This is a genomic window from Cupriavidus sp. 05L310 (assembly GCF_056398185.1).
On sequence record NZ_JBFTOX010000025.1, the window covers coordinates 109382 to 116270 of the forward strand.

Consider the following 6889-nt stretch of genomic DNA (forward strand, 5'->3'; position numbering starts at 1 on the left):
GCGTGCCACGGATTCCGTGGTGCCGCGAAGCGGCAAGTTGCGATGCTAGCCGATGCCGCGCCGGGTCGCATCGGGATCAACACCTACAGTGCGGCTCCGCATGGCGGCATGCGGGGCACTAACAATACAGGTCGTGCCTTTCGACCGCCTTACTGACCGGCTTTACTCGATGGCCTTGCGGAATCGCCCTGACGGCCAGCCCGACGCGCGCCTCATTCCGCGTGGATATCGGCCGACTTGATGACCTTGCCCCAGCGCGCCAGTTCGTTGCGCTGATACGTGGCGAGCTGCTGCGGCCCCATGAACTTCGCCTCGGCGCCGAGTTCTTCGGCCTTCTTGCGGAAGGCCTCGGTCTGCATGATGCGTTCGATCTCGCCCGCGAGCTTGTCGATGACCGGCTTGGGCGTGCCGGCCGGCGCGTACATGGCGAACCACGAAGACACGTCGAGGTCGGGGTACCCGGCTTCCGGCGCGGACGGCACGTCCTTCAGGCTGGGCAGGCGCTGCTTGCTGGTCACCACCAGCGGGCGCAGCTTGCCGCCCTGGATATGGCCCATCAACGGCGGCGGCGTGGTGATGGTGAGATCGACCGAGCCGCCAAGCAGGTCGGTCATGGCCGGGCCGGTGCCTTTGTATGGAACATGGGTGATCTGGATGCCGGCCATCTGGTTCAGCAACTCGGTGGAAACGTGCTGCAGCGAGCCGTTCCCCGACGACGCGTAGTTGAGCTTGTTGGGATTGGCCTTGGCATACGCCACCAGTTCCTTGAGCGTCTTGACCGGCAGGCTCGGGCGCACCACCAGCACTTGCGGCGCCGACAGAAGGTTGGCGACCGGCGCGAAGTCCTTCACCGGGTCCCACGAGGTCTTCGTCAGCAGCGGCGTGATGACCTGGAAGCCAGAGTACTGCACCAGCAGCGTATAGCCGTCCGGCTTGGCACGCGCCACGGTCTGCGCGGCAATGCCGCCTGAACCACCGGGCCGGTTGTCCACCACCACCGGCTGGCCGAGGGCCTTGGACAGCGGCTCGGAGATCATCCGTGCGGCCAGGTCGGTGGTGCCGCCGGCGGCGGCGGAGACCACCAGCGTGACAGGCCGGTTCGGATAGCTGCTGTCCTGGGCCCAGGCGGAAGTACCCGCAAGGCTGGCGGCTGCCAGCGCCACGGCGGCGAGTGTCTTGCGGCGCGCCGGCGATACGGACAGGGAAGAATGCGGACGTGCGTTGGCAAATGCCGGGATGCGAGGCATGGAGCGTCTCCTGCTTGGTGCTTGTTGATCTTGGTCTTTTACAGCGCCCGCGCCAGCCCTCGCCGCGCGGTGCGCAACCGTTCTTCGGGATTCGGTATGGCCGTGCGGCGTCAGTGCTGCCCGCCGAAATGTTCGGCCAGCCAGGCCGGCGGCTGATGCGTGCGCAGGCGCGGCCCCGCGCGCAGCAACTGACTGGCGGTGTCGCGCTGGACCAGCGCCGGCAGCCCGGCCACCACATCGAGCAGGCGCCCCAGGTCCACTCCGGTATCCACGCCCATTGCCGCGAACATGTGCACCAGCTCTTCGGTGCTGACATTGCCGCTCGCACCCGGCGCGAACGGGCAGCCGCCCAGGCCGCCCGCGGCGGCGTCGAAACGCGTCACCCCCGTTTGCCAGGCGGCCAGCGCGTTCGCCAGGCCCATGCCGCGGGTGTTATGCAGGTGAATGGTCAGGCCGGCTTGCGGCAGGCCTTGCTGGAAGCGCTCGCACAGCGAGGCGACCTGGCTGGGATAGGCCATGCCGGTGGTATCGCACAGCGTGATGCCGGCCGCGCCGGCGCTGGCGAAGGATTCGGCCAGCGCCATCACGGCATCGGGATCCACCTCGCCTTCGAAGGGACAGCCGAACACCGTGGACAGCGAAACATTGACCGGCACGCCAGCCGCGTTGGCGGCCTCGGTCATCGCCAGCAACTGGGCTTGCGACTGGACACGCGTCATACGCAGGTTGGCGCGGTTATGGGTCTCGCTGGCGGACATCACCAGGTTGAGCTCATCGGGCCGGCACGACAGCGCACGCTCCAGGCCGCGCAGGTTGGGCACCAGCGCGGTATAGCGCACGCCCGCGGCGCGCGCCATGCGATGCATCACGGCCTCGGCGTCGGCCAGCGCCGGGATAGCCTTCGCCGATGTGAAGGACGTGGCCTCGATGCGGGCGAAGCCGCAGGCCGACAAGGCGTCCAGGAATGCGACCTTGGCGTCGGTGGGCACCACCACCGGTTCGATCTGCAGGCCATCGCGGGGCGCCACTTCGTTGATCTCGATGCGGCCCGGTCCGCGCAGGCGGGTGGAAATGGCGGCGCTCATGCGACCACTCCGCGCGCGCGCAGCTCGGCGATGGTGGCGGCGTCGAAACCGGCGGCCTCCAGCACGCTATCGGTGTGCTCCCCCAGCGTAGGGGCGCGATCGTGAATGGCGCCGGGGCTTGCCGAGAGCTTCGGCATGATGCCCGGCACCTCGACCGTCAGGCCGCTGGCCGCAGTCACGCTTTCGATCACGCCGCGCGCGCGGTAGTGCGGATCTTCCGAGATGTCCTTGACGGTGTAGATGCGGCCCGATGGCACTTCGGCCTGCTTGAGCACCGCCAGCGCGTCTTCCACGCCTTGTGTCCGTGTCCACGCCGTGATCGCCGCATCGATCTCGTCGACACGGCTGACGCGGCCGTCGTTGCGCGCGAGCGCCGGATCTTCAGCCAGATCGGCGCGGCCGATGGCATGCATCAGCCGCTTGAAGATGGCGTCGCCGTTGGCCGCCACCAGCACGTATTCACCGCTGGCGCAGGGATAGGCGTTGGACGGCGCGATGCCCGGCAACGCGCCGCCGGCCGGCTGGCGCACCGCGCCGAAGGCCGAGTATTCCGGCAACAGGCTCTCGCTCAGGTTGAACAGCGACTCGTACAGCGCGACATCGATCACCTGCCCTTCGCCGCCACGCGCATCGCGCTCATACAGCGCCAGCAGCACGCCCAGCGCGCCATGCAGGCCGGCAATGGTGTCGCCCAGCGACAGGCCCGCGCGCACCGGGGCACGCCCCGGCTCGCCGGTGAGATAGCGCAGGCCGCCCATGGCCTCGGCTACCGCCGCAAAACCGGGCTCGTCCCTCTTCGGGCCGGTCTGGCCATAGCCGGACACGCGCACCATGATCAGTCCGGGGTTCTCCGCGCGGAGCGCCTCGTAGCCCAGGCCCCATTTTTCCATGGTGCCCGGACGGAAATTCTCGATCAGCACGTCGGCCTCGGCCGCCAGCTTGCGCACCACCTCCTGGCCCTCGGGATTGCGCAGGTCAATGCAGATCGACTGCTTGTTGCGCGACTGCGCTTCCCACCAGACCGAGGTGTCCTCGTAGAGCATGCGCCATTTGCGCAGGGGATCGCCCTGCCCCGGCGGCTCCACCTTGACCACGTGGGCGCCGAAATCGGCAAGGGTCTTGGCGGCGAAGGGGCCGGCTATCAGTTGCCCGAGTTCCAGGACCCGGATGCCTTCGAGGATCTGTCGCGCCATGATGGGGGTGTCTCCGTGCGATGTCGCAATGTCGATTGGGGCTGGCGTGTGGCCGTTGCCGGCACCACGCCTTGTTTCGACGCAGTGTGCCCCAGCCGCGCGGCTGGCGGAATCGGCATTCGGAGAAGCGGGCTTTCTCGGAACGCGAAAGCCCTCGGGGGTTCAGAATGGCGCGCGGTCGCCGCAGAGGTGGGTAATGAGCAGCCGCGCCGACACCGTCAGGCCAGCCGGATCGCGCATGCCGATGAGCAGGGAACGGCGCGCCCAGGCGTCCTGCAACCCCACCAGCGACAAGCCCATCGACTGCACATGCGGCTCGGCCGCGATGCGCGGCAGCACGCCCACGCCCAGCCCCGCCATCACCATGCGGCACATGGCGTCAAAGCTGCGTACCTGGATGCGCAGGCGGAACGGCCGGTCCAGCCGGCTGCTTTCCTCCAGCAGGCGGGCCGCCAGCGAAGTAACCTGCGGCAAGCTGACGAAATCGTATTCGAGGGTGTCCGCATAGCGCACCGGCCCGCGCTCGGAGAGCGGATGGCCTGGCGGTGTCACCAGCACCAGTTCGTCCTGCCGGTACTCCACCGTGACCAGGCCCGCGCTGGGCGTGCGGTCGGCAAAGATGCCCACATCCGCCCGGTTCTCCACCAGGGCGGCGACGATCTCGCTGCTGTTCTGCTCCTCGAGCTCGATACGGATGGTGGGATGCAGCGCCATGAAGGTCGCCAGGTCGTCGGGCAGGAACTGCGTGATGGCCGACGTATTGGCGCAGACGCGCACCTGGCCGCGCACGCCACTGGCATAGTCCGACATCACGCCAGCCATGCGCTCCACGTCCTGCAGGATGGTCAGCGCGTGATGGAAGCATGCCTGACCGGCCTCGGTCAGCTGCACGCCGGCCGCGTGGCGGAAGAACAGCGGCGCCCCGACCGCGGTCTCCAGATCCGAGATGCGCTTGCTGGCCGCCGCCACCGCCAGGTGGGACTGGCGCGCACCGGCGGAGATACTGCCCTGGCGCGCCACGGCGACGAACAGGCCGAGCGTGACGAGGTCGAAGCGGGCGAGATTCATGCGGTTGCGTTCAAGCGCACGGCCGGATACAGGGCGAGGCAGTCCGGCACGGCTAGACCGAGCGCCGGTCCATCACCGCGCGGGCGATGGTGCCGGCATCCACGTATTCGAGTTCGCCACCCACCGGCACGCCGCGCGCCAGGCGCGACACCTTGAGCCCGCGCGCCTTCAGCATCTCGCCGACATAGTGCGCGGTGGCCTCGCCTTCGCTGGTGAAATTGGTGGCGACGATCACCTCCGACACGGGTCCGCCCATGGCGGGATCCGTGGCGCGCGCCAGCAGCCGGTCCAGGTGGATCTCGCGCGGGCCGATGCCGTCGAGTGGCGAGAGCCGGCCCATCAGCACGAAATACTGGCCACGATAGGTCAGCGTCTGCTCGATCATGATCTGGTCGGACGGGGTTTCCACCACGCACAGCAGCGAGGCATCGCGCCGTTCGTCCAGGCAGGTCGAGCAGATTTCCTGCTCGGTGAAGGTATTGCAGCGCGAGCAATGCTTGATGCCATCGGCCGCGCCGCGCAACGCGTCACCCAGCTTGCGGGCGCCCTCTCGGTCGTGCTGCAGCAGGTGGTAAGCCATGCGCTGGGCCGATTTCGGGCCTACGCCGGGCAACACCCGCAACGCCTCGATCAGCGCCTGCAGCGAGGTCGGGGGGGCGCCTTTCACGCTGCGTCTCCCAGGGCCGGCGCCGTCATGCTCACCACCGGCGTGTGATGCAGTACGGTGGGGAACGGCTCGTAGAAATGATGCAACAGGGCTTTCCATTGCTGGTATTGAAGCGAACCGCGAAATCCCACGGTGTGGTCTTCCAGCGTGCGCCAGCGTACCGTCAGCAGGTAAGCGGACGGTTGTTCGATGCCGCGATGCAACTCAAGCCCGAGGAAACCCGGCATGCCCGCGATGATATGGCGCGCCTGCCCGAAGGCCGCCTCGAAGGCGGCTTCCTGGCCCGGGCGCACCGGCAACACTGCGGATTCGAGAATCATGCGCGAGCTCCGTAACTGGCTCAGAACGGCAACTTGAAGCCCGGCGGCAGCGGCAGGCCGGAAGTCATCGAACCCATCTTTTCCTGCGAAGTGGCTTCGGCCTTGCGCACGGCGTCGTTGAAGGCAGCCGCGACCAGGTCTTCCAGCAGTTCCTTGTCCTCGCCCTCGGCGAGCAGGCTGGGGTCGATGGACACGCGCTTGACGTCGTTCTTGCAGGTCATGGTCACCTTGACCAGGCCGGCGCCGGACTGGCCCTCGACCTCGATCAGCGCGAGCTGCTCCTGCATCTTCTTCATGTTTTCCTGCATCTGCTGGGCTTGCTTCATCAGCCCGGCCAGTTGGCCCTTCATCATGGAATGCTCCTGATTAGCGATTGGATAGAAGTTACGGGCCGCCGCGCGTCATGGGCGCCGGCGGCCTTGCAAAAATAAGCGGCGCTCAGGCGGCGCGCGGCTGGATCGATCCTTCCAGGATCGTGCCGCCGAACTCGCGCAGCAAACCCTGCACGAAAGGATCCCCTGCGATCGTGGCTTCGGCCTCGCGCTGGCGCTCGGCACGGGCCCGGGCATCCGCGGCGGCGGCGGTATCGGCCACCGCGCCAATTTCGCACTGCACCCGCACGTCGACGCCGAGATGCTCGGCCAGCGTCTGTTGCAGGCGTTCGACGACGCCAGCCTCGGTAATCGGTGCCACCGGCGCGCGCAAGTGGAAAGTACGGCCTACCACCTGTACCAGTTCGCTCTGGTAGGCAAGCTGCTGCGCCAGGCCCTTGAGGGGCAGGCTGGCAGCCAGCTCCGGCCAGGCGCCGGTAAAGGCCGGCGGCGAGCCATCCTCGCCTGCCACCGGCGGTTTCGGCGGCGTGATCCGCACGGGCTCGGCGGGTTCGGCCGGCGCGGCCTGGACCGGTGCGCGGGCAACCGGCGCGGGCCGCGTGGCGGTTTCGCTGCGCGGCGCGGGCTGGCGCGCCGGCATCGGTTCGGGATCGCTGTCATACGGCCCGATCATGGGCAGGTCCGGCGGGAGGTCCTCCCACGGCGGTACGTCGCTGCTGCCCGCGTTTTCCCACGGCGGCACGTCATTGCCCGGGCCGGCGTCATTGGCTTCCATGGCGGCCGGCCGTGACGGCGGCGCTTCCCGGCGCGCGGGCGTTGTTGCAGCCGGAGCGGGTGCCGCCGGCCGTGACACTGTCGCAGGCGGACCAGGCGGACGCAAAGGCTGGGCCGAGGGCTGGCGCGCAGCCGGCGGTGGCGCCGGCGCGGCGGCAGGCGGCGGCAGGCGCGAGCCGCCTCCGCCACGCGCGGCGGAGGCC

At 68.7% G+C, this 6889-nt stretch carries 8 protein-coding genes; all 8 read right to left on the reverse strand.

The window, feature by feature from the left end:
* Window positions 1-212: 212 nt before the first annotated feature.
* Window positions 213-1247: a Bug family tripartite tricarboxylate transporter substrate binding protein gene (locus tag AC1DS6_RS19300; RefSeq protein ID WP_477102931.1), complete on the reverse strand. Its 1035-nt coding sequence runs from the start codon at window positions 1245-1247 to the stop codon at window positions 213-215.
* Window positions 1248-1357: 110 nt separating this feature from the next.
* Entirely contained in the window at window positions 1358-2332 is a 975-nt protein-coding gene (locus tag AC1DS6_RS19305; RefSeq protein WP_441632012.1) for a hydroxymethylglutaryl-CoA lyase, read from the reverse strand.
* The gene (locus AC1DS6_RS19310) at window positions 2329-3525 is read right to left on the reverse strand and encodes a CaiB/BaiF CoA transferase family protein (protein WP_441632010.1); all 1197 of its coding nucleotides are present in this window, start codon (window positions 3523-3525) and stop codon (window positions 2329-2331) included. Before AC1DS6_RS19310 ends, AC1DS6_RS19305 begins: the two co-directional genes overlap by 4 nt.
* 162 nt (window positions 3526-3687) lie before the next feature.
* The gene (locus AC1DS6_RS19315) at window positions 3688-4593 is read right to left on the reverse strand and encodes a LysR family transcriptional regulator (protein ID WP_035874805.1); all 906 of its coding nucleotides are present in this window, start codon (window positions 4591-4593) and stop codon (window positions 3688-3690) included.
* Between the two features lie 52 nt (window positions 4594-4645).
* Window positions 4646-5260, reverse strand: a complete 615-nt coding sequence (gene recR / locus AC1DS6_RS19320; protein WP_045239450.1) for a recombination mediator RecR — start codon at window positions 5258-5260, stop codon at window positions 4646-4648.
* Window positions 5257-5580, reverse strand: coding sequence for an antibiotic biosynthesis monooxygenase family protein (locus tag AC1DS6_RS19325; RefSeq protein ID WP_477102932.1), 324 nt, complete (start codon window positions 5578-5580; stop codon window positions 5257-5259). Before AC1DS6_RS19325 ends, recR begins: the two co-directional genes overlap by 4 nt.
* 20 nt (window positions 5581-5600) lie before the next feature.
* Entirely contained in the window at window positions 5601-5933 is a 333-nt protein-coding gene (locus AC1DS6_RS19330; RefSeq protein ID WP_035874797.1) for a YbaB/EbfC family nucleoid-associated protein, read from the reverse strand.
* 85 nt (window positions 5934-6018) lie between these two features.
* Window positions 6019-6889: DNA polymerase III subunit gamma/tau C-terminal domain-containing protein (locus tag AC1DS6_RS19335; protein ID WP_477102933.1), on the reverse strand; the 871-nt coding region annotated here is incomplete at its 5' end.